The organism is Blautia sp. HCN-1074 (genome assembly GCF_037890165.1).
Lineage (GTDB): Bacteria > Bacillota > Clostridia > Lachnospirales > Lachnospiraceae > Blautia_A.
Genome location: NZ_JBBKBP010000006.1, coordinates 71575 through 93560, shown reverse-complemented (window position 1 = coordinate 93560; position 21986 = coordinate 71575). Strand labels below are relative to the sequence as shown.

Genomic DNA, 21986 nt, shown 5'->3' with positions numbered 1-21986 from the left:
ATGTTATCTCCTTTCAAAATGTGTTATGACATGATGGAATCTTTATCTAAAGGAACCATGCCAGATTCGGGGGAATCTTCTATAAAATTTTCCTGAAAGAAATCCTCCATAAAATCATCGGGAGTAGGTTCCTGATAAACGGGTTCGGATGTAAAATGTGGTTTCTGTTTTGCTATTGACGCAGAAGATGAACGGCGTTTCCTTTTGGCTGATCCGGGTGAGGGCTGTGGTCGATACTCTGTTTCTTCCGAAGACCCATTTTTGCGCCATTCAGGTATGTGTTCCGATGCTTTTCTTGGTGTCAGCTTTTTGGCATCTGGATGCAGGGTATAATCGTACTTTTCTACTTTTAGGACTTTTTGCCCACGTAGGATAACCAAAGCAGTATCAAGCGGGAGCCGCAAGATTTCATCTGGTGTTAAGAGTTTTCGTTTGCCGATAGATTTTGTCTGCCGGTATTCCGGTGTATAGTCGGATACCCGCCAGCTATTGAGCTGCTTGGCTTCGCTGCTTACCCCTACGGTCACATCGCCGCTGCGGTTGCTGATAAAGGTAGCAGTAACTTCATCTGTGCAGCCCAAAAAGAGCTGGGTATCACAGTTGCCAATGATTTCCTGCCATTGGTTATAAGGATAGCGGTTCTGCATCTGGGGCAAATTCTGAAAGATGCAGGAAATGCTGAGATTCCGGCTTCGGATTACACTGATTTTCTTATTCAGTTCCAGGATAGCTCCGGTGTTGGCAAGCTCATCAGCCAGTATATGTACAGCAACAGGAAGTTTTCCTTCTTCTCCATACTTATCTGCATAACGGACCAGTTTGATGAAGATGAAGGTCATAAACAGGGAAGATAAAAAATCGAAGGTGCTGTCCTGGTCTGAGGTAATGCAAAAGTAAGCACATTTCTGTTTCCCTGGAAGTGTCAGATCAATCTCATCATAAGAGGTAATCTGCCGAATGAGTTTATTCTGAAATACCTGAAGTCTGGCACCCAATCCGATAATAACTCCGCTTCGCACGGTATCACTGGCTTGTTTGTAGATGCAGTAAGGAACTTTTGCTGGATGGGACACTGGGAGCAGATCAAAAAGACTGTTCAGCTCCTTTTCGGAACTCATGGTCAGCAGCTTATAAACCTGTCCAATATTTCTGGCTTCCGGCGGAAAGCCCTGATCTACATAGAGAACCAGGGCTTTTAGCAGGTTCATCTCCGCATTATCCCAGAAATGATCTCCTTTTCCGGAACCTGTATTCTGGATAATGACATCTGCAAATACCTGAGCCATCGTTTCTTGTCCATTGATTTCACCCAGACAATTCCAACTATCCGAGTTTTCCGGATTGACCAGATTAAATGCTTTTACTACATAGCCCTCATTTTCCAGATAAGCAGACATGCTTTCATAGAGTTCGCTTTTGGGATCGGTAATGATTAAACTTTCCCCGGAAGCGTTGTTGCCTTCCTGCCCTCTGGCGACACACTGGAAAATCATATTCCTGGCAAATGCCCTGGATTTCATGGAACCGCTGGCACCATACACGGCGATATTTTTATTCATTCGTGTTTGATATGGAAGACATACGGCTTTGCCATTTAATTTTCCTAAAATGGTTCCTTTATTTTTCTTGACATCTCCGGTCAGTTCCAAAACTTTCATCATTTCATCTGGAGTCATGAATCCGGATGTACCGTAGGTTCCTTTTGTAGAGTAATTTAAGTTCCGGTCATGGTCACTAATTTCCCCGTTTCTGTCATATCCCATACGCATAAGTAAAAAAGTAAGAAGCCCAAAGAGAACCAGGCAAAGAAAAATCCCATACAAATTGTATGGGAAATCGGTAAGGGCGGTATGAAAGCAGACCAATGGGTGTAAAGAAGCTGCTTGCGGATAGGTTCCGTTGCCGGCAAAGTTTCCGGCAGAAGTCCATTCCTGATAGTTTTTAATAAATTGTGCTGCGTATCCTCCGGCATACAGAGTGCAGACGCTTATGGGAAGCAAAAACAGGAACTTCCACCATTTACGGTTCATTGAAAAACCTCCTTTTAAACTTTTGAAAATCAATGCTGGAGAAGTGTATATCTGCAGTTAGGTATTTTTTCAGGCAGGGAAGCTGAAAGTCAAAGCAAATCAGGTTCCCGGATAGCCCATATACATTTAATCCAGTATTGAAGCGGTTGATACGCTGCATGTCAAAATCATACGCAAGCAAAATAGGATTTTCCTGGCTGTCTATTCCATCATGTTCAATTGGCAGATCCTCACGCTGGGGAAAACAGTCGGACAGTAGTAGCTGATTGAGCTGCATCATACGCTGGGGTTGTACCAATAAACGGAGCAGGTATTCTCCGTAGCTGTTATTGGGCAGGAAATAGAAGTGTTCATACGAAGTATCCAGCATGAACAGTGTTTTTTTGTATCCACCGGTACTGGTAAGGAGCCGGAAAGCCATATCCATATCACTGCCAGTCATGATGGCATAAACGGTAGGTGGCCCATGGTAAGGAAGTCCCTGAAGATAGTGCTGCAAAAAAGCATTGAGTCGGACTTCCGTTTTGTATTCCCATTTTAGAAGTGTATTTCCGGTATTATAAACAGCATAGACACAGTGAGGAGCCATCAGGATTCCTATACAACGGGAATTTTTGATTTTTGTAGTGGATGCTCCAAGATTTTTTATTTCTCTGGAAGAGTAAAACAGAGGAAGGCTTCGCACAGGAAACGTAGCCGCTTCGCTGGATTCAGAAAAAAGCAGCGGCTTTTCATCTGGAAAGAATGGGATTCCGGCATGTGAAAGCGTTAAATAGGTTTCTGCTTTTTGATGAAGTCGCAGCCGTCTTGGTAATTCACTACGTATGAGGTTGGTTTCTGCATTTCCGGTTAAATAGTTTTGAAAACGACAGGGATTTTGCGAAAGCAGCAGTTCTTTTGCCCGTTTGGTAAGGCGATAACCTCGTAGGCCATCTTTATAGTGTGTTCTTATAAGCTTACTCTGCTTTAAATCTGTAACCACCTTCTCTGCATAGGAATCACTCTCAATCAATCTGTTAAGCTGTCCGGAAGGGAATTCCCCACATAGCCCAACCATTTCCAAAAGCTGATATTTTATAGAATCGGTTTTTATCAAATAAGCATCACCTCAGTTCGATTTTTACCTATGACAGCCTATACTTGGGTAAAGTAAGGGCGGTATTAAGCATAAAAAATGCAAAGAATATGGCTTCTTTGCAGAAAAATTACCCATATCGGAAAAAGAAAGAAAAATATCAGGAAATTTCCGATATGGTTTTGATAGACTCTTTTCTATCTTTCAGCCAGCCAGGAAAGATTTCCGGTTCCATTACAAAGATAACGGTGTGATCGTAATTCCCCAGTTCCGTAGTGTGATAGGAGTCGCAAAAGAGTCCCGTATCATCAACCAGAACATAGGAAGCGATAGTATCTAAAATCTGTTTGAACTCCAAATTATCGTAATCACGTATCCGTTGTAAAGAAAGGCTCTGGTCATAAATTTGACTAAAACAGACCACACATCTTTTATATAACGGAATAGAATGTTCTGTCACATAAGTCTGCAAGGCAAGGTTTAATGGCTCATGTAGAAAAGCGGTGTTGGTTCGCAATTTACGTTTGGGCAGTAGTCCTGGCATGGTAATGGAAAGAACACTATTTGAAAAAGAGATTTTGATTCCCTGCACAGCCGCAGCCTGTTTCAGATAGTCTTTCTTTCCAGTGTCAGTTGTGGTATATACCAGATTTCTGAGCTGGCAGGCAATCCTTTCAGAACGTAGGGCAGCACTGATACTCAGCTCTTCGTATTTGTCGGCATACGCTTGAATATCTGTTGTTTTCAATGCAAAAATAGTGTTGTGAAGTTTTTGGACTTCATCATCAATGCTCTGTAAACGGTCAAAAACAGTTTTGGTGTTCATACATACCTCATTTCTTTGCATAATAGCTGACAGATCCGGTAGAGGAGTCTACAAGGCAAAAGGCAATCACGCCTGTGATATGAATTTTTGCAGCCTGTTCTTCTGTTTCTAATACAACCAGCCGTTTCGCATCGCTTTTTGTCTGGCTTTCCATGACATGATTGATAAGATATTCTTGTTCCTGGGGGACATAGAGGACTTCATACCACTCATCTTTAGAGAAAAAGTTCAGTTTCACAGGAAATTCACCGTCAGTATGGTACACAATGGCTGTTTTGAAGTCCAAAAGCACCCAAAAGGATGCAATCATGCCATAATCAGGATTGTTTGCAGATTCCTGGCTGTCGAAGAGAAGCCCGTTCTCCTTATCATAGATAATGCGTTTTTGTTTTACCAGACTTGTGATCAGAGATTTGATAGACTCTCTGTTTTTGGAAAAGAGCCGTAAGACCTGTTCATATTGCAACGAATGGTAAGTTGTAATGAACCGGAGCAGTTGGGCACCTTCCCCTTGATAGATTTCATTTCTTGTTTTCATGGTAATCTCCCTTCATTATATAATAGGAAGTTTTACTTACACTGTACGCACAGAATACGTTTTATTTTAGGGGAAGTACGCTGTACGTACTGTGTAAGTATTGGCTACTGTCAGCGAAAGGTTTACGGGTACAAAAAAAGCACCGATTAAGGTGCTGGGGAAAATAGGAATACTATAAGCAATACCTATTGTAACATGGGTAAAATTACCCTTCAATCGCAGAAGTGTGCCAAGTTGTGGCATATTTAGGAAATGATAAAGACAGTTGAAAACCAATTAGGAAGAAAAAATGTCAATCTATACCAAAAATAAAGACGAAATTCGGAGATAGGATATAATAAAAATCAAGATACTTAGGTATCAAAAGGCCCTAGTTCTGAAGAAAGGAATGGTGGATATTATGAGAAAATTTGACAGAACAAATATGAAATATAACAACCCGGCTGGAGATCTTTTGACAGAATTAGAAGCAGCAGATTTGACAAGTAACAAAGTTGATAGTTTAGCTTCATCAGGTGTGGTTTGCACAATTTCTGTTGAATGCGGAAGTATTTTTACACTTGCTTGTTGCTAATTAACCAAAGATGATTTTAGAACTAGGGCCTGGATTAAGAGAAAGGGAGATAACATGAAAAAATCTAGTTATTTATCTGAAAGAGTGTATGATGCTATTCCGTCTGAAATAAATATGGAGTCTTTAGAGTATTGGAAGAAAATACTGAAGGAGGAAGGATTACAATATGTAAAGAAAAACCACCTTGAGTATTTTTTTGGTTTTATAAATAATTGTGCTTTTAGTAGCCACGAGAAGAGTCAACCACGAAATTTTGTGAAATTGTCTTTGAACAAAAAGGCGTTTAGGCATGAGGGTGAGAAAATGGTTTTCGGAGCATTTTATGATCCTTTTGTGCAAGAGGCAAATAGACAGCTTAGAGAAATAGTTATACAAAGACGATATATCAATGAATCGATTCTATTTGATTTTCAGCAATTTTTGTTTAATTCGCTTAATAATCTTTGTATCCGAACTTTAATTTATGAAATGCATATATGTGGACAAGAAGGCGTGTTAAGGGGAAATGAATCTGAACAGTATCAATATTATATCGACCATTTTTTAAAGGATAAACAATATTTGAATGATTTATTTTCGCTTTATCCAGTGTTAGAAAGAAGGATAAATGAAATTATACAAAATGCGATAGATATTTACAAAGAAGTGATAGAGCGCATTGAGAAAGATGCAGATGTTTTAATGAAAAAATTTAATATCACTGAAAAAGGATTTGTCGTAAACCATCTTTCGACAGATTTTTCTGATTCGCATAAAAAAGGGAGAAGAGTATTTTGTGTGGAATTTGTATCGGGAGATAAAATTTTATATAAACCACGAAGTTTGCAAAATGAGATTAAGCTACAAGAGATTACAAATTATTTCTATAGAATATGTAATTTGGGAAGTTATGAGTATTCTATACTTGATAAAGAAATGTATGGTTGGTGCGAAATTGTAATACAAAGAGATTGTAAGTCTATAGAAGAACTTTCAAGATATTATCAAAGAATAGGGATTATTTTGTTTATAAATTATCTTTTGGAAGGAGGAGATATTCATTTTGAAAATCTCATTGCATGCAATGAATATCCAGTTATTATTGATGCGGAAACATTTATAGGAAATATAGAAGAGAATAATGGGAAAAGTGCAGCAGAAAAAGTGGCTAGTCTTTTAAGAAAATCGGTGTTGTATTCAGGAATACTCCCCTTTTATTCATGGAATAACGCAGGAGATACAGGAATCAATATGAGTGCCATTAGTGGAGAAGAAGGACAAAAATTCCCGATAAAAATCCCCTTTATTATCAATCCGAAGTCGGTTAACATGAGGGTTGTCTATGATTATCCAGTATCGAAAGGAAATCACAATTTGGCAATGCTAAAAGGAAGGTTTATTCAACCCTCCGAATTTGCAGATAAAATTATCCAGGGATTTGAAAGTGCATACTTAGGTGCAATGGAAAATACAGAAACACTATTAAGAATCATACAACAATATGGTGAATTAGAGGTGAGATATCTGATTAGAAATACACAACAGTATGCAATTGTGTTGAGTAGTTCATATCATCCTGAATTATTAGTGGATGGAGGAGCACGAAATTTATTTTTTTATTCATTGGCAAATGGAAATCTTCAAAATCAAAGGAGTAGATCTCTTATTGAGTATGAAATTGAAGATTTATTAAGTGGTGATATACCGTATTTTTATTTTCGTGGAAGTAAAAAAAACATTTATACTTGGGATGGCAGAGAAGTAAAGGATTTCTTTAGTAAGCCAGCTTTGCAGCAAATTGAGGAAAATATACAGAATTTGTCCTATAAGAATTTAGAACAACAGACGCAATATATTAAAATTACTTTTAATATGGAGAATGCAGGAACAAGGAAAATAAAGAATAAAAGGTTAAAACTAGATCTTTATAGTAATATGGCCAAAACGGCAGAAGAATTGGCAAAAGAGCTGCTAGATAAAATAGGAACAAATGCGATTTATAGCGAAGATGGAGCAGACGTTAATTGGATTGGCGTAAAATTATTTGGTATAAAAGAAAATCAGTGGATGATCCAGGCATTACCGAATACATTATATGATGGTACGGTTGGGATTAATTTGGTATTCCATTTATATGAATGGATATACCATGACAGAAAATATCATAAGATTTGTGAGGTTTTAGATAATCGTTTGTTGAGGTATATTGATACTATAAGTGAAGGGGAACAGAATATCGAAGACTTTAATACAGGAATCTTTAGCGGCGAAGGTTCGATTTTATATACGTTGGGTATTTTATATGAAATATATGATGATATCAAGTATAAGGAATATTTCGATAAGTGGCTAAATTGTATGGAAACACTTATCTTAGAAGATCGTTTGTTCGATATGATTTCGGGAAATTCGGGAATAGTTTTGGTTCTGATTAATATGTATAGAAAAACAAAAAAGCCTATTTATCTACAAAAAGCTATACAAATAGCAGAACAATTGATAGAGAATATGATTACTGAAAATGGAAAAGTTGGTTGGAAATCAGAGGTGGTTCCTGAAGTATTGGCGGGATTTGCACATGGAAACAGTGGTTTTATAGAACTATTTTCAAGATTATATGAGGTATATCCACAAACAAAATATTTAGATATCCTTTCAAGTTTAGTAGAATATGAAAATTCTTTATACTCAGAAAAGGATAATAATTGGATTGATTTAAGAAAGTTTTCAGAGGTTGATCAGCATAAGAGTCAACCAATAGCGTGGTGCCATGGAGCTGCGGGTATTCTGTTATCCAGATTAACCTTATATAATGCCATCAAGAATTTAGGAGAAACTGCATTGCTTCAGCAAGCTATTAAAGATATAAGCCTTGCTAAAAATAAATTAATTGAAGACGGGTTACATGCAGGTTTCTGCCTATGCCATGGAAACATGGGAAATTTATTGATTTTAAAAAGATATGCAGAAATTTTTGATGATAAGCACGTAAGAAGCATTTGTGATTCTCGATTTGAACAGATTTTGGAATTCCTTAATGAGGAAAATATATTACCAACAGAATTATACAATCCAGGTTTTATGACTGGTTTATCAGGAATCGCTTATGCTTTGTTAAAATATAAGATGCCCAAATTACCATTGCTTATAGGAGTTGAGGGAATATATGATAGAAATGAAGTTTAGTAAAAATGATGAAGAAGATGGGTTGTTCCGCATAAGTTCGAGAGACATAGTTGGATTTTATAATTGTAGTAGTAAACAAGAGCGTAAGATAACAGACATTATAAAATGCTATGGAACAACAAAAAGCATAAAAGAAGTTGAACTGAAAAACATGAAGCCAGAGGATAATGTTACAGTATCTCGGTATATAGAGAGAAATGTAGGTTCAATTATAAACAAAGATTATGTGATTGAAGGCTTTCTGGGAATGGGGAAGTTGTCCGATTGTAAAGACGAAATGGTTAGCAGATTGGATATATCTAAGAGATACTGCTTAGAAATATTAGTGGCATTTCTTCAAGAAGCAGACATTATTATTTTGCATGAAATGTTTGAAAATGTTTGGAATCATACTATAGAGGAAATTTTAGTTGAATTTTCACTAAGAGGAGCAGTGGTTGTGTTCTCAGAACATGGTGAAGAATCATTGATGAAATTACCAATGCACAGTTACGACCTAAGTGGTAGGTGTGTTGGATGGTAGAATAATTGGGGAATATGATTTTTCATATTCCTTGAGATATATAGGGTAGAAAATATATTTAGCTGCAATGTTTTGTCCCTCCATAGTTAACGAATCTATCTAAATAAGAAATAGGTTATATCAAACAGATTTTACAAAGGAGAAATACATGGAGAGAGTTTTAATAATATCTTATATTATCAGTATGATACTTACGGCAGGCTTTATTTATTGTATTTATAGAGAGAAATATTGGGTTTTTGAATTTGTAAACAGAATAAAGAAGCCGATACAGCAACTTGTTTATGTTTTTCTTATGCTCCTATCATCGTATGCCTATATATGCTTTTCGTTACTCATAAAGGCTGATTTTAATGCTGTGATATGTGCGGTGCTATTACTTCTTTTGATTTGGGCTATGGACTATCTGTTTTCTTTATGTTTTAAAAAAAATGATTTGGGGATAAGTGAAAAAAAACGCTATATTTTTATGGCGTATGTGGGAGCCTGCATATCGGGATTTATTATTGCAAGTCGTGATGCTTCGAAAATGGCTTTAGAAATTCCAAATATAACAATTAGCGTTTTGATCGGAGCTTATGTACCTTTTACATTATTATTAGAGGATGGGAAAAAAGGGAAAGTAGAATTGCAAAGTATGAAAGAAGAATGGGAGGAAAAGTATAAGAAGACATTTCGTGAACGTAAGGTCAAAGACATTCTTTCTGCTCTACTATTTGCGATGGTATATGGCGTTTTACTGGTAGGGGCGTTATCTCCTGCTCAAAATATCATCAATGATATTGCTTCAGGGATAGGAATGGGGATGGCTACAGTGGTTGTTGCCTTTGTAGGGTTGGTTGAAGTGAAAAACAGGTTAACGAAAAGGAGGAATAAAAGAGAAGACGCAGATCAAGAGAAATCCGATACAGAGTAGAAGGGGCAAGACAGCAAGGAGTATTTAGCCGGAATTATTTCAAATGTACCTCACAAGATTGGATGTTGATGCGATATAAATGATATGATATACTGAAGTCCATATTATTAGATTTGTGGAGAAATAGGGATAGCCAAGAGAAAAAATATAAAATTAAATTTTGCAGAAAGAAGGCATTTTTATGAAACTTGTAGGAAGCAGAAAATTAACATGGGGAATTTGCAGTATTGGTGTTTTATTAGCAATAGTAAGCGTGTTTTTCTTACCTCAGATTATTCCTGTTCATTTTGCAAATGGGATAGCAGATGATTTTGGAAATAAGGTAGAGATTTTTTTATTTCCTATTTTGTTAATCATAATTACACTTTTGACTGGAAAAGAAAACATTAAATATTTCCTGACACATTCAAAAACATTTTTGACAGATATACAGTATAATTTGATGATAGATGGCGTTCTCGGAATTGTTTTGATTGCAGAAATTTATGTTATTTATGCTTCATTTGTTTAAGTGTTTCAACAAAAAATTCCAGTTTCTATAAAGAGCAAAGGAGAATGGTCATGATTGATATGCAGAATCAAGAGGAAATTCCGATCTTAGAGGATTTTGCGGCATATATTAGAAATCCAGTATTTATGAAATTTTGTTCCGAGATTAAAAAGAAGTACAGGTGCCATGAAAAAATAGAATTTAGCCGTTGTAGTTTAGAACGTGGTTGGAATGTAAAATTTAAAAAGTCTGGGAAAAGCCTGTGTACGATATATCCAAGAGAAGGGTATTTCACAGTGCTGGTTGTGATTGGTTCAAAAGTAAAAGAAGCAGTTGAGAATATTTTATGCGACTGTGCCCCAGAATTAAGAGAACTTTATGAAAAAACAAGATGGGGAAATGGACAAAAATGGCTTATGATTGATTTAGAAGATCAAGGAGAAATGTTTGCGGATGTACTTCAGCTTATTGAAATTCGCAGGGGATAATCAATTTTGGAGTGTGGAACAAGGAGTAAAGACGGAAGACTGCGAGGTAAACGATGAAGACGTATGAAAATAAAGAGGAACTAAAGGCAGAAATCAAGAGGGCTTACGACAAATATATTGCAGAGTTTAAGGATATCCCGGAATCCTTGAAGGACAAACAATGTATGGAGGTAGATCGAACACCTGCAGAAAATCTTGCATATCAGGTTGGGTGGACCGCATTAGTATTGAAATGGGAAAATGATGAACAGGCTGGACTTCCAGTGAAAACACCATCGGATGGTTTTAAGTGGAATCAATTGGGGGAATTGTATCAGTGGTTTACCGATACCTATGCCCATTTATCTCTAAAAGAACTAATGGGCATGCTGGATGATAATATACAGAAAATTTTTACAATGATTGATTCTATGACGGAAGAGGAGCTATTTTTACCACATAAAAGAAAGTGGGCAGATGAAGCTACCAAAACAGCAGTATGGGAAGTTTATAAGTTTATTCATGTAAATACAGTAGCCCCTTTTGGAACATTTCGGACAAAGATTAGGAAGTGGAAGAAGCTTTTACTTTGACACACAGATAGAGTTTTAGAAAATATCGTGCTTTTTTGTGCAAAAGAAAATAAATATATAATGCTATTTGGAGTGCATATTCAGTTTCAGGATATGCACTTTTTTAATAAAATAAAAGAGACAAACATTATTCAGATTCAAAGGGTAAGAAATTGTGATAAATCTATACGGTATGCTTTAATGGTTTTGGAATTTAACTTTTTTATGGTTTCACATGTTTTGAGATATTCGGATATAAAATTTGATAATTGATCCATAATAGGCACCCTCCTTTGTTTTTTTCAATTATGAGTGCCTATATGGAAAATGTCGATTTTATTTTGGGAAAAACTTATTTAAAGTTTCCAGTGTCCCCTTTGCAGAAAATCCCCATAGTATGCTGCTAAGAGCGTTAATAGCAGCCTGCCTCCTTCGGTAGTACGTCCGGTAGGAGATACTGGGAACGTGCTTTTCCAACTCTTCCAGGATTTCCTCTGTATTTTTCAGTTCATGGGGAGACAGAAAGGCGTAATATAATATCCAGTAATATTCTTCCCCATGCTTATGATTTTTCCGGAGCAGATCCACAGAAGAGAGAAGCAGCTTTATCATTTTGTTACTGCGGGCAATGCTTTTTGCCCATTCTTCAATCTGGCTGTCTCCCAGATCTGCTCCTGCAGCATAGATGGAATCTAGAAATTCGTCTACACTGGTGTTGTATTCCAGTTGGAATTGAATTTCCACCTGCCGGACAGCAACCATCAGGCTATAAGTAGAATCCCGGTAACAACGGAGCAGCTTATAGGTATCATGGTACAACGGATTATTTTCTACTTCAGCAGAAACAGGGTGGTGATTTTTCTTTGCCATTATACAACCCCTCCTTTCAACAGAACTTCTGGGATTTCAGCGAAGGCAGGTAAGGTATGCTGCAGAGGCGGAGTATGCCCTGGGACGTTGGTGACGGCGTGATTTTCCGGTTTTAGTTTTAATTCAAACTGATAGGCTGCTTTCCCCCAGGGGCAGATAATACGTAGTGAATATAGATATATACTATCCTTGCAGGCTGATAAAGGAGATAATATATACTTTGTTTTGGGGCATCTACAACAAGAAATGCCTTGTATTTCCAGTATTTCAGCGACTTTGCGAACAATGACTTTGATGTGCGATTCTGGAACGCAGGAGCCTTCCTGTGAAACGATGATTTGTTCGTCAGTAATAGATTCTGAAACGCATTCAGAATTGTTTTTGTCAGGCAAGGTATCTTCGGTTATATGTATTGGCAGTTGCATTTTCATGGCAATTTCCTCCTTATCAATCATGACATCACTGATATTAAACATAACGGACAGATAATTACGCAGATATACCATGCTACCATGTTTCCCGGAATAGGAAATCAGTGTGATCATGTCGGTATCTTCAAGTTTTTTAAGCAGACGGGATACAGAAGATTTCGACTGTTTCCAACGTCTGGCAAGTTCCTGATAACTGAACAAGGGATTTCCAGTCTGATTGCGAAAATATACTACTGGACCGGCATCAGAGCCTTGCACAGATGGATCATTATAGACTGCATGAATCCAAAGATCCAAAAGAGCATCCATTTCTGAACATTTTCCCAGTCCGATTAGTTTATGAACATCTGCGATTGGAAAAAAGAAAAACCCGATGTCTTTTTTGCATGGGTAATTATAGGAAAGGGCAGTATTATCTTTTGGCCAGTCTTTGATCTTGTATTGGATAATCTTATTTTTTTCGTGCAGTGAGTAGGTTAAAAGGTTTTGCTCAACCAGGGTATCCAGTATGGATATGACCTGGTGCTGGAATTTTTGGCGGAAGTGAATCTGTAGTTCTTTAAGAGAACAGATCCATTCGCCAGGAACAACTTTGTAAGTAAGGTGTTCGATGTTCCGATAAGAGGAGCTGTAATTTGCATAAGAACATAAAATGAGAAAATAAAAAAGACAGGAACCTCCGTTGGTACGGATGCTTCTGTCTTTCATAAGGGTTTGTATAAATTCCCGGTAAATCCGGCAGCGTGGAAAATCCACAATTTGTTTTAATTCTAATTGATAATTCACGATAAACCTCCATATAATATTGTAGTTGTAGTAAAATAATTGTAGACGAAAGATACTAAAATGTATATAATATGCCCATAGGGGTGCTAAGTGGCATAGATTTGGCACAGTAAAATACCTGATATGGCATGAAAGCAACATGAAAATTAGGGTGGATATAAGGTGGACAGTTTGGAAAACCTTAGAGTTTTAGAGGGTTCCGAGGTTTTTTTCCGGGGTCTGCAACACCTCTATCCCCGGTTCAAATCCGGGTGGCACCTCTATTAAGTCTCAGATAACAAAAATTATCTGAGTTTTTTTATGTAATAGAAAAGATGAGCGGAGCAATGAGCCGATCACTTATGAAAATGTAGCGATTCCTGAGATACATAGTCAATCGGATATTCGCAATCCGCTTTCGCTACTTGCTCATAACCGAATAACTGCTTCGCAGTTTATCAGGAGGGGCTTGTACCCCTCCTGATACAAGTAAGTCCCCACCCACTGCTTATTGCTCTTCGCAATTGAAGCAGGGGACTTACTTGATTCGGTTAAAAAAAGAAGAAAATAAATTAGAAATCAGGCATGGAAAGAATACGAGTCCAATGCCTGATTTTTGATTATAAAGCGTTTGGCCAATTTGGTGTTTTTTGATTGGGAAGATGTTCTCCAATCAACTTTTCCATCCAGACCATATTATACCAACGGTGGAACTTGTAGCCACACTTATAAAATTCTCCAACAAGACGGTAGCCCATGTGATGATGAAACTCGACGCTGTTTTTATCCAGATATTCATCTTCCTTAGGAGGATAAGCGATACAGGCATACATATTTAAAATTCCCTGTTCACGTAAAGCATTTTCAAGTGCATCATGCAGTTTGCGGCCGATGCCTCGATGTTTGACATTCTGATTAACATAAATGGAGGTTTCTACTGCCCAGTCGTATGCTGGTCTGGCATGAAAAGGACTGGCGTAGGCGTAACCAAGCAGCCTTTTGTTTTCCTCGGCTACGAGATAAGGGTATTTTTGCAAAGTATATTCAATTCGGGAAGCAAATTCTTCTGCAGAAGGAACGTCATATTCAAAGGTAATTGCGGTATGCTCTACATAAGGAGCATAAATATTTAAAAGTGCCTGTGCATCTGCTGTTGTGGCAGTGCGGATAGTAACAGAATCTTTGATATCCATAAAAGCTAGTCCTCTTTTTTTATTTTTTGAAAGAATTTTTTTGCTTGACTTAAAGTTAAGTTTATGCTGTATGATAAAAACGGGAAACGTATACATCGATGAAAAATGAATCTTTCGATTCGAATTTACGGACAGTATATAACGGGGGAAAAAAAGAGTCAATATAATAAGTAATGAATCAGTAAAAAAGTCAGGAGGAAAAACAGTGGACAGAATAAAGAAAAGTCATGCCTATGAGACAGCACTTCAGTTAAAAGAGGAAGGAAAAATCAGACATTTTGGAATTTCTTTCCATGACAGAGCGTAAGTTATGCACTCCGTTTCGCAGCCGGATTTGAGGATGTTGCAAAAGAATTTGAAAAACAGCAACAAGAGGCTGAATAAGTAAGAGTCCTCCTGAGACTATAGTGTTACGGTTTACTGCATTTCTGATAGCACAACAGTATCCATTTGTTCATTAAGGATACAACAGTTTCAGGGGGATTTTTGGTATCACATATAAAAATATCATTCGTCAAATTCAGCAGTGACAATAAAACCTCTTGGTGTATGTTCAATATTTTTTACGATTCCCTTGCGGGATTTGATGCGCTGAGCATTTGGATAGCAGCCGGACATGGCTACGGCTGGTTCGATGATGTAACTGTAATTCATAAAGGACTGATATTCGGAAATTTCTATCTCATCACCAATCTCTATCAATCCCTGACGTTCCATTTTAAATTTTTCCTGACGCATATAATTACCTCTTTCTGTTGAAATATATTTATAATGATGCGAAGGTCATCAGATCAAGCGGATATTCGCAATCCGCTTCGCTGCTTGCTCATAACCGAATAACTGCTTCGCAGTTTATCAGAAGGAGCTTGCACTCCTCCTGATACAAGTAAGTCCCCACCCACTGCTTATTCTTTTCGCGATTGAAGCAGGGGACTTACTTGATTCGGTTAAAATGCTATCAATCTATGTGTGGAATATAGTATAGCACAAAAATAAGAAACAACAAGTAGTATGTGAACAGCAATATAATAATAGTGATGATAATTTAAAAATAAATTAAAAAAGTACTTGAATACGTAGGATTCTGCATATATAATAAAATTGAATTATACTGTTTACATATAAATGTCAGAATTTCTAAGGTGTAACAGAAGTCTGACATTTATTTTTATCTTTTTATATTGATACAGGAAGGAGGGATTACATGCGGACAATTGTCATTTGTGATGATGTTGAGATTGAAAGACTTCTTTTAAAAGAAATTTTGTGTCAGTATTTTGAGGAAATAAATGAAGAAGTTTCTATTATAGAATATGGTTCTGGAGAGACGTTGGTAGCTGATGTGGAAGAGGGCTATCTTGATATGGAACTTTTATTTCTTGATATTTATATGAAGAAGCTTAATGGAATGGAAACTGCCAGAAAGCTGCGACAGCTACAGTGCAAAGTTCCGATCATTTTTCTGACAGCTTCTCCTGATTATGCAATAGAGAGTTATGAAGTACAGGCTTCAGGATATTTATTGAAGCCATTTTCAGAGGAAAAACTGATGAAGCTTCTGAATATGATCCTTAAAACAGATATGAAGAGACGAGTTGCGATTAAGAATAGGAGACAGTATCGCTATCCGTACACAGATGATATCGTATATATTGACAGTGATAAGCACAATGTTACATTACATCTCTCGGATGGTTCAGAAATCGTGACAGTAGATAAACTGGTAGAAATTGAGAAAAGGATCAATGAAAAACGTTTTCTGCACTGCCATCAGAGTTATCTGGTGAATATGGATTACGTTGCGGATGTGCAGGATAATTTTATAATGAAAGATGGCAGCATTGTTCCAATTCGTGTTCGGGGACGAAAAGAGATGCTGGATGCATATTATAACTACTTTATAGACCATTTTACTGATCTGTAGTCTGGCGTATGTCTGGAAAAACACTCTCGGAGAGAGTGGGCTGAAAGATAATTGACGCTTTTGCAAAATAAATTGAAGAATTTGCACAAAACCACAAATTAGCATAAAAGCTGATATAATACATATCAAGGTACAGCTGATGTAAAAAACAGATAAGTTGGGAACGGGGAATGCAACAGACAGCGTTATCTGCCTGATCAGCTGATATACCCGACCTATTATCAAAATGTGTGAAAAGTGTGTGTTTAAAGTGTGTGTAAATGTGAAAAACCCCCACTGGAATCCAAGGTTTCCTCGGCATTGTGATTCCAGTGGGGATTTTGTGTTACATTGAATATAAAATTGATTTATGTTATTCTTCAGATTGATCGTCAGAAGTATCTGTACTTGAATCCGAAGATGATTGGTCATCAGAGTTATCTGTGTCTTGCACAGACGTCTGATTGTCAGATGTATTCGTGTCTTGTCCAGATGCCTGTTCACCGGAAACAGAGGTGCCTTCATCAGAAGCTGAAGTAGTATTGTCTGTGTTCTGGTCTGTGGCATCGTTAGATAATGCAAGTTCCAGGGAGGTATCTGCAAAGAATGTATTTGCATTATACAGATACAAGATTTCCTGAACATTTTCTACCTGGATCAGCTGCTCCAGATTTCCGAAATAATAACGAGGGTCGACCATTACGATCTTGCGGTAATGCTGTGCAAGGAATGGGACAAAGCTGTTAGCATAGGAATCCTTGAGAACCAGCAATGTATTATCAGTCTCCGTAGAAGTGCTGATTTTTACCTGGGCGTGATTACCGCCAAAAAATAAAGCATATTTATCTCTGGTGTCAAGCTTCGATGTATCATAGAAGCTGGCACTTTTTTTCTGTTCATCAACATAATTGATGACAGATGAAAGTGCATTATCCCCTGTCGGAAAAAATACATCGATCTCATCTTTTTCACCGGAGCGGAAACCGCTTTTGGCAGATAATGTTCCCTGGAAAGAACGAGTAACCGGTGCTTTATCGTAGGTGTCAGAAGAAGTATCGATTGCCATATCTTTAGCGGCCTGAAGATAGGCATAATAAGCACCCTGGGTGGTCCAGTGATGATCTGTATGGTAATAAAGATCTTCCATTTTGTGGTCTTTAAAAGTATTTCGGACATCGATGAAAGTTATGCCGGCCTGTGTCAGAGAATCAGACAGACTGTCCAGCCAGGTATTCTGATCCTCCACAGGAGCAAAAGCAGGAAGCTTATTGCTTAAAATGTTTACAGAGTTTGGAGCGATAAGTGCATACTGTTTCATATCAGAATGACGTTTGGCAAAGTCCGTCATTGCTTTTACAGTAGAATCATACTGTGTCTGTTCAGGTGCTTTGAACTCTTCCATAAGATATCCGGATTTTCCCAGATATACACCATTCGCTTCCACTTTTCCCATTAAACGGTCAGTTCCGGCTTTCAAAGTAATCCAGAGATCGCGAAGCGGAAACTGATCATTTTCATAAGTTTCGAATTGTTTCTCGAATCCACCGGAAGCAATCTGACTGCCGTTTAAATGAGGCCGGGAGGAAAGTACGCGGTTTTCTTTTTCGGAAAAGCCCCTGTCAGGAAGTACGATACTTATGATTAGTACGACCAGAGGAATGAACAGAAACAAAAGCCCCATTCTATGGAAAAATATTCGATGATTTCTTAGTGATTTTTTCATATTGTTTTCCTTCTAAAATTTTGCATATAAAAATGGTGTGTATGAGTTATAAACCATGTAAGCAATGGACAATGCAAATAAAACAAGATTTATAACTACCGCTGCAGTAGGTCTGCGTCTGACCAGACGTTTAAAATGCTGGTAAGGAGTCGGACGGCATGCAAGAATACTGATCAGAAGAAGGATAAAGCCTGTCTTGAGATAATAAAGAGCAGTGCGGTCGATAAAACCTGCGGCTCCGATTCCGAACATAGTTCCAAGGTAATGTCCAAGTGCACCAAAATCAGTCTGGCTGAAGAATACCCATCCGATCATGACTACGAGCATGGTGTATACAGTGCGAAGCCATGAAGGCATTCTGTCCAGGAATTTCTGAAGGACAAACTTTTCAAGTAAAAGAAAGAGTCCATAATATACGCCCCACAGTACAAAGTTCCAGCTTGCACCATGCCACAGACCGGTAAGCGCCCATACCACAAGGATGTTGCGGATATGTTTCAATGTGGAGACACGGTTACCCCCGAGTGGAATATAAATATAATCCCGGAACCAGCTTCCAAGAGAAATATGCCAATGGCGCCAGAATTCGGATACACTGGTTGAAATATACGGGTAATCAAAGTTTTTGTTAAAATCAAATCCTAACATTTTTCCAAGACCGATAGCCATATCTGAATAACCGCTGAAGTCAAAATAAAGCTGCATGGTATAAGCAAGGATACCAATCCAGGCAGTGAATACAGACATCTGGGAATGACTGCAGATTCCTGCGTACAAAGCGGAGAGATTGTCTGCCAGGATAACTTTCTTGGCAAGGCCTTTCACAAAAAGCTCGGCACCGATACCAAATTTGGAAATATTAATAGTGCGTTTATCTAACTGCTCCTCAATATCTGCATATCGCACGATAGGACCTGCAGAAGTATAAGGAAACATAGTACTGTATACTGCAAAAGTCAGGAAGTTTCGCTGTGCATTGACTTTGCTTAAATAAATATCAAAGAGATAGGACAGGTTACGGAATGTGTAAAAAGAAAGTCCTATCGGCAGCGAGAGTTCCGGGTGAGGAATATGGATACCGGTGATTCCTCCGATGGTGTTAAGCAGAAATCCATAATATTTAAAAAATACCAGGATTCCCAGGTTTACAATGATAGAAAAAATCAGATTAATCTTTTGCTTCCTGTCATCATAATATAAACGTTCCAGTTCTGCTCCCATATAATAGTTAAAGACACTGGAAAACAACATAAGGATCACATATACAGGCTCACCCCATGCATAAAAGATCAGGCTGCCTAAAAAAAGCAGCAGATTGCGAAGCTTTCCCGGGACCAGATAATAGATCAGCATAAAAACCGGAAGAAAGCAGAATATAAAAAAGATACTGTTAAATACCATATGAAAATTTCTCCAATCTGGATGTTATATCAGGGAAAGAAATGTCAGGCGCCAGTTCTGTGCATCTGCGCCACACATATAGTAGACATAATTTCCCTTTTTGCCGACAACTGCATTGTTTAAAAGTGCCATCTGGTCTGTGCCATAGCCTTCAAATACCTGTTTCTGGCTGGAAAGATGAGAATTAGCACTTTCGAGCAGAGCAGCGGCCTGATCGTTATCGTTTGCCTTCATAATACAGATTTCCTCGACAGCCATAGGTGAAGCTGCCTTGTAGAAAAAGTAACCGTCAATATCGCGGTCATCCGTCTGATAATAGTGTTTGAGATCTGCACGAGTCTCCTGATTCAGTGAGACAATGGCTGAATCCTGCTCCATAGTCTGTGCAATCTGGTCCATTGGTATATTCTTTGCGCTATCGGAAGTGTAGAGAATAGTCAGATATACAATAAGGAAGAGTACAAGTCCGCCCTTGATAAAAATATGTAAATAATTTTTCATGCCTGTAACCCCGCAATCTGTGCCATATGAGTCAGCCATTTAGGATAATAGGTTTGAATTACGTGTTCACCATCCGGCTCATACAGATTCTCCGAACTGTTTTCCACAATGGAAGTGTTGTCGATAAAGGTACATCCCAGTTCCTGGCAGAGATTTACAAGTCCATCATTATAATCGGAGTAATAGCCAAGACTCGGGTTTGCTGCGATTGCCTCATCTGTGATAGGCAGAATACAGTTGATATAAACAGGAACATCTGGTAGTGCAGCCTGAATTTTCTTTATCTGTGTTCTGTAGGCATCGATAAATCCGGACGAATCAGAACCATATATTTCGAGGTCATTAGAACCGAAAGCCATGAATACATGAGTCGGGTTCAGGTTGATCGCGGTATTGATCTGATCATCGGCAGCCTGTACGTTTAAGCCACGTTTGCCTACCACGACATCAGTATCGAGATATCCATATTCAACAATTGATTCAGTGATAGAGTCACCGATGATGACACTGCCTGCAAATACCTGACGGATTTCCACATCGCTTAATACGGTGCCAGTAGAACCATCTGCAGTGGTATCAGAACCTGAAGAACTGCCGGTTGCCTGTTTTAAGTCCTGAAGCTGTTGTTCTGTCTGAGAGATATCTGCGGTCTCCAGTGTCTGAAGCCGCGCCACATTTTCTTTGCAGACAGAATCATCCCCCTGGTTGCTGGTGCATAAAAAGACGACAGCACCGGCTAGTATGATACCGGCAGGGATTAGAAATAAAATTTTTTTTGTTGGTTGTTTTTTCAAAATAAATCCTTCCCAGAGCCTTGAAATTTAAGGGCTCTTATGGAGAAATTCCCCATTTTACGACATAGTTCGAATCCATTATAATACGCCCCCAAAAAACTTCAAGGAAAAATTCACAAATTTCACACAAAGTCGTTCACTTGTCTGTGGACGAAGGGGCAGAAAGAGGGTATACTGAACAATATACAAATTTTGTGTTGCTGTGAATGAAGTGGTAAACGGTAACAATTTTACAGTAAGGAGGAAATAGGCGTGGGAAAAAAGATTTCAAATTTTTTGAAAGGTGAGATTGTCTCATCAGTTTTTTATCTGGCTTTTGGTCTGTGTCTGATTCTGATTCCGGATCAGACAGTAAATATCATTTGTAAGATTGTATTTGGACTGGTAATGATCGCAGCTGGTGTTTATCATATTGCTATTTATGCGGCTGAGAAAGAGAAGGCAACCATATTAGATCTGTTTACGGGAGTAATCGTTACAGTGCTTGGAATTTTTCTCTTCTTTACACCGCAGATCGTTATCAGAATCCTTCCATATTTACTGGGAGCATTTGTGCTGGTTGACAGTATCTGGAAAATAAAAGGTAGCTACAGGCTGAAAAAGGCGGAGAGAGGACGCTGGAAGATTCTTTTTATCGGATGTCTGATTTTCATCGCGCTGGGAATTTCCATGCTGTTTTATTCTTTTATGTCAGTGACAAAGATGATTTTATTCTCAGGAATTATTCTGACAGCAGATGGAGCGGTGGATATCGTATTTCTTGTTATGCTTCGACTGGGAATGAGAAAAACTGAGAAGCTTCGTAATGAGAAACCGAAAGAAGATAAGAAACAGGAGAAACCAGAGCCGGTTGAAACAGACAGTGAGGAAAGTAATACAGAATCTTATCCTGAATATACAGGAAATAGTGAGAATTCATCAGAATCAGACATAAATACAGTGTATCAGACAGAAGACTCAACAGAAAACTCAATAGAAGACTCATATCAGGCAGAAGACTCAGCTCAGACGGAAGGTTCAGACCAGACAGAAAATAACGCGAAGTGTCAGGAACCGGAAACGAATCTGGAATTGGAAACAGAAGAAACCGCAGATGAAGCAGATGCGAAGGTAATTCTGGATAAAAAAGTGTATAGTGCGGATGCAGATGTGGAAAGTCCAAATAGAGAAATCAGGGAAATGTTGAAAAACCATGATGAACCACTGGAAGAATGGAAGGACTGAGTAGG

Annotated in this window: 21 protein-coding genes; 9 read left to right on the top strand and 12 right to left on the bottom strand. The window is 38.1% G+C overall.

Going from position 1 to position 21986, the window contains the following annotated elements:
* Positions 1 to 23: 23 nt before the first annotated feature.
* From WKT11_RS07315 to WKT11_RS07300, 4 genes are all read right to left on the bottom strand, one after another.
* On the bottom strand, positions 24 to 2030 hold the full coding sequence (locus tag WKT11_RS07315; RefSeq protein ID WP_118062078.1) for a VirD4-like conjugal transfer protein, CD1115 family: 2007 nt from the start codon (positions 2028 to 2030) through the stop codon (positions 24 to 26).
* Complete coding sequence (locus WKT11_RS07310; RefSeq protein WP_226824572.1) at positions 2020 to 3012, bottom strand: hypothetical protein; 993 nt, start codon at positions 3010 to 3012, stop codon at positions 2020 to 2022. The genes WKT11_RS07315 and WKT11_RS07310 overlap by 11 nt, the downstream gene beginning before the upstream one ends.
* 253 nt (positions 3013 to 3265) lie before the next feature.
* On the bottom strand, positions 3266 to 3931 hold the full coding sequence (locus tag WKT11_RS07305) for a DUF6100 family protein (protein ID WP_025579351.1): 666 nt from the start codon (positions 3929 to 3931) through the stop codon (positions 3266 to 3268).
* A 7-nt stretch (positions 3932 to 3938) separates the two neighbouring features.
* The gene (locus WKT11_RS07300) at positions 3939 to 4469 is read right to left on the bottom strand and encodes a DUF5697 family protein (RefSeq protein ID WP_054338136.1); all 531 of its coding nucleotides are present in this window, start codon (positions 4467 to 4469) and stop codon (positions 3939 to 3941) included.
* A 400-nt stretch (positions 4470 to 4869) separates the two neighbouring features.
* Between WKT11_RS07300 and WKT11_RS07295 the strand changes: the two genes are divergently transcribed.
* From WKT11_RS07295 to WKT11_RS07265, 7 genes are all read left to right on the top strand, one after another.
* Positions 4870 to 5043, top strand: a complete 174-nt coding sequence (locus WKT11_RS07295; RefSeq protein ID WP_114002469.1) for a plantaricin C family lantibiotic — start codon at positions 4870 to 4872, stop codon at positions 5041 to 5043.
* A gap of 54 nt (positions 5044 to 5097) precedes the next feature.
* Positions 5098 to 8208: a type 2 lanthipeptide synthetase LanM family protein gene (locus WKT11_RS07290; RefSeq protein WP_118062079.1), complete on the top strand. Its 3111-nt coding sequence runs from the start codon at positions 5098 to 5100 to the stop codon at positions 8206 to 8208.
* Positions 8189 to 8731, top strand: a complete 543-nt coding sequence (locus tag WKT11_RS07285; RefSeq protein ID WP_054338131.1) for a hypothetical protein — start codon at positions 8189 to 8191, stop codon at positions 8729 to 8731. Before WKT11_RS07290 ends, WKT11_RS07285 begins: the two co-directional genes overlap by 20 nt.
* Positions 8732 to 8879: 148 nt before the next feature.
* On the top strand, positions 8880 to 9647 hold the full coding sequence (locus WKT11_RS07280; protein ID WP_114002467.1) for a hypothetical protein: 768 nt from the start codon (positions 8880 to 8882) through the stop codon (positions 9645 to 9647).
* A 181-nt stretch (positions 9648 to 9828) separates the two neighbouring features.
* Positions 9829 to 10158, top strand: coding sequence for a DUF1648 domain-containing protein (locus WKT11_RS07275; protein WP_054338147.1), 330 nt, complete (start codon positions 9829 to 9831; stop codon positions 10156 to 10158).
* A 50-nt stretch (positions 10159 to 10208) separates the two neighbouring features.
* Positions 10209 to 10625, top strand: coding sequence for a DUF3788 domain-containing protein (locus WKT11_RS07270; protein WP_054338130.1), 417 nt, complete (start codon positions 10209 to 10211; stop codon positions 10623 to 10625).
* A 53-nt stretch (positions 10626 to 10678) separates the two neighbouring features.
* Positions 10679 to 11197, top strand: coding sequence for a ClbS/DfsB family four-helix bundle protein (locus WKT11_RS07265; RefSeq protein ID WP_054338129.1), 519 nt, complete (start codon positions 10679 to 10681; stop codon positions 11195 to 11197).
* 315 nt (positions 11198 to 11512) lie between these two features.
* On the opposite strand, the gene WKT11_RS07260 is transcribed toward WKT11_RS07265, so the two are convergent.
* The 4 genes from WKT11_RS07260 to WKT11_RS07245 all read right to left on the bottom strand — a co-directional run bounded on the left by WKT11_RS07260 (position 11513) and on the right by WKT11_RS07245 (position 15173).
* Entirely contained in the window at positions 11513 to 12046 is a 534-nt protein-coding gene (locus WKT11_RS07260; protein WP_015526878.1) for a hypothetical protein, read from the bottom strand.
* Entirely contained in the window at positions 12046 to 13263 is a 1218-nt protein-coding gene (locus tag WKT11_RS07255; protein ID WP_055154206.1) for a MarR family transcriptional regulator, read from the bottom strand. Before WKT11_RS07255 ends, WKT11_RS07260 begins: the two co-directional genes overlap by 1 nt.
* Before the next feature lie 599 nt (positions 13264 to 13862).
* Complete coding sequence (locus tag WKT11_RS07250; RefSeq protein WP_117843978.1) at positions 13863 to 14435, bottom strand: GNAT family N-acetyltransferase; 573 nt, start codon at positions 14433 to 14435, stop codon at positions 13863 to 13865.
* Between the two features lie 507 nt (positions 14436 to 14942).
* The gene (locus tag WKT11_RS07245; RefSeq protein ID WP_117677107.1) at positions 14943 to 15173 is read right to left on the bottom strand and encodes a hypothetical protein; all 231 of its coding nucleotides are present in this window, start codon (positions 15171 to 15173) and stop codon (positions 14943 to 14945) included.
* Between the two features lie 466 nt (positions 15174 to 15639).
* Here WKT11_RS07245 and WKT11_RS07240 point away from each other — a divergent pair, with 466 nt between their 5' ends.
* Positions 15640 to 16359 carry a LytR/AlgR family response regulator transcription factor gene (locus tag WKT11_RS07240; protein WP_117677106.1) on the top strand — a complete coding sequence of 240 codons (720 nt, stop codon included), beginning with the start codon at positions 15640 to 15642 and terminating at the stop codon, positions 16357 to 16359.
* Between the two features lie 352 nt (positions 16360 to 16711).
* Here WKT11_RS07240 and WKT11_RS07235 read toward each other — a convergent pair whose 3' ends face one another.
* Genes WKT11_RS07235 through WKT11_RS07220 form a run of 4 tightly spaced genes read right to left on the bottom strand, consistent with a single transcriptional unit; the run spans position 16712 to position 20757 of the window.
* A complete protein-coding gene (locus WKT11_RS07235) occupies positions 16712 to 18061 on the bottom strand; it encodes a DHHW family protein (RefSeq protein ID WP_243098873.1) in 1350 nt (449 codons plus the stop codon).
* Between the two features lie 12 nt (positions 18062 to 18073).
* A complete protein-coding gene (locus WKT11_RS07230; RefSeq protein WP_118247729.1) occupies positions 18074 to 19462 on the bottom strand; it encodes an MBOAT family O-acyltransferase in 1389 nt (462 codons plus the stop codon).
* Between the two features lie 24 nt (positions 19463 to 19486).
* On the bottom strand, positions 19487 to 19963 hold the full coding sequence (locus tag WKT11_RS07225; RefSeq protein WP_117843980.1) for a DUF4358 domain-containing protein: 477 nt from the start codon (positions 19961 to 19963) through the stop codon (positions 19487 to 19489).
* Positions 19960 to 20757 (bottom strand): GDSL-type esterase/lipase family protein, encoded by a 798-nt coding sequence (locus WKT11_RS07220; RefSeq protein ID WP_118247730.1) that lies wholly within the window; start codon positions 20755 to 20757, stop codon positions 19960 to 19962. The genes WKT11_RS07225 and WKT11_RS07220 overlap by 4 nt, the downstream gene beginning before the upstream one ends.
* Before the next feature lie 252 nt (positions 20758 to 21009).
* Here WKT11_RS07220 and WKT11_RS07215 point away from each other — a divergent pair, with 252 nt between their 5' ends.
* Positions 21010 to 21981, top strand: a complete 972-nt coding sequence (locus WKT11_RS07215; protein ID WP_178761849.1) for an HdeD family acid-resistance protein — start codon at positions 21010 to 21012, stop codon at positions 21979 to 21981.
* Positions 21982 to 21986 lie beyond the last annotated feature (5 nt).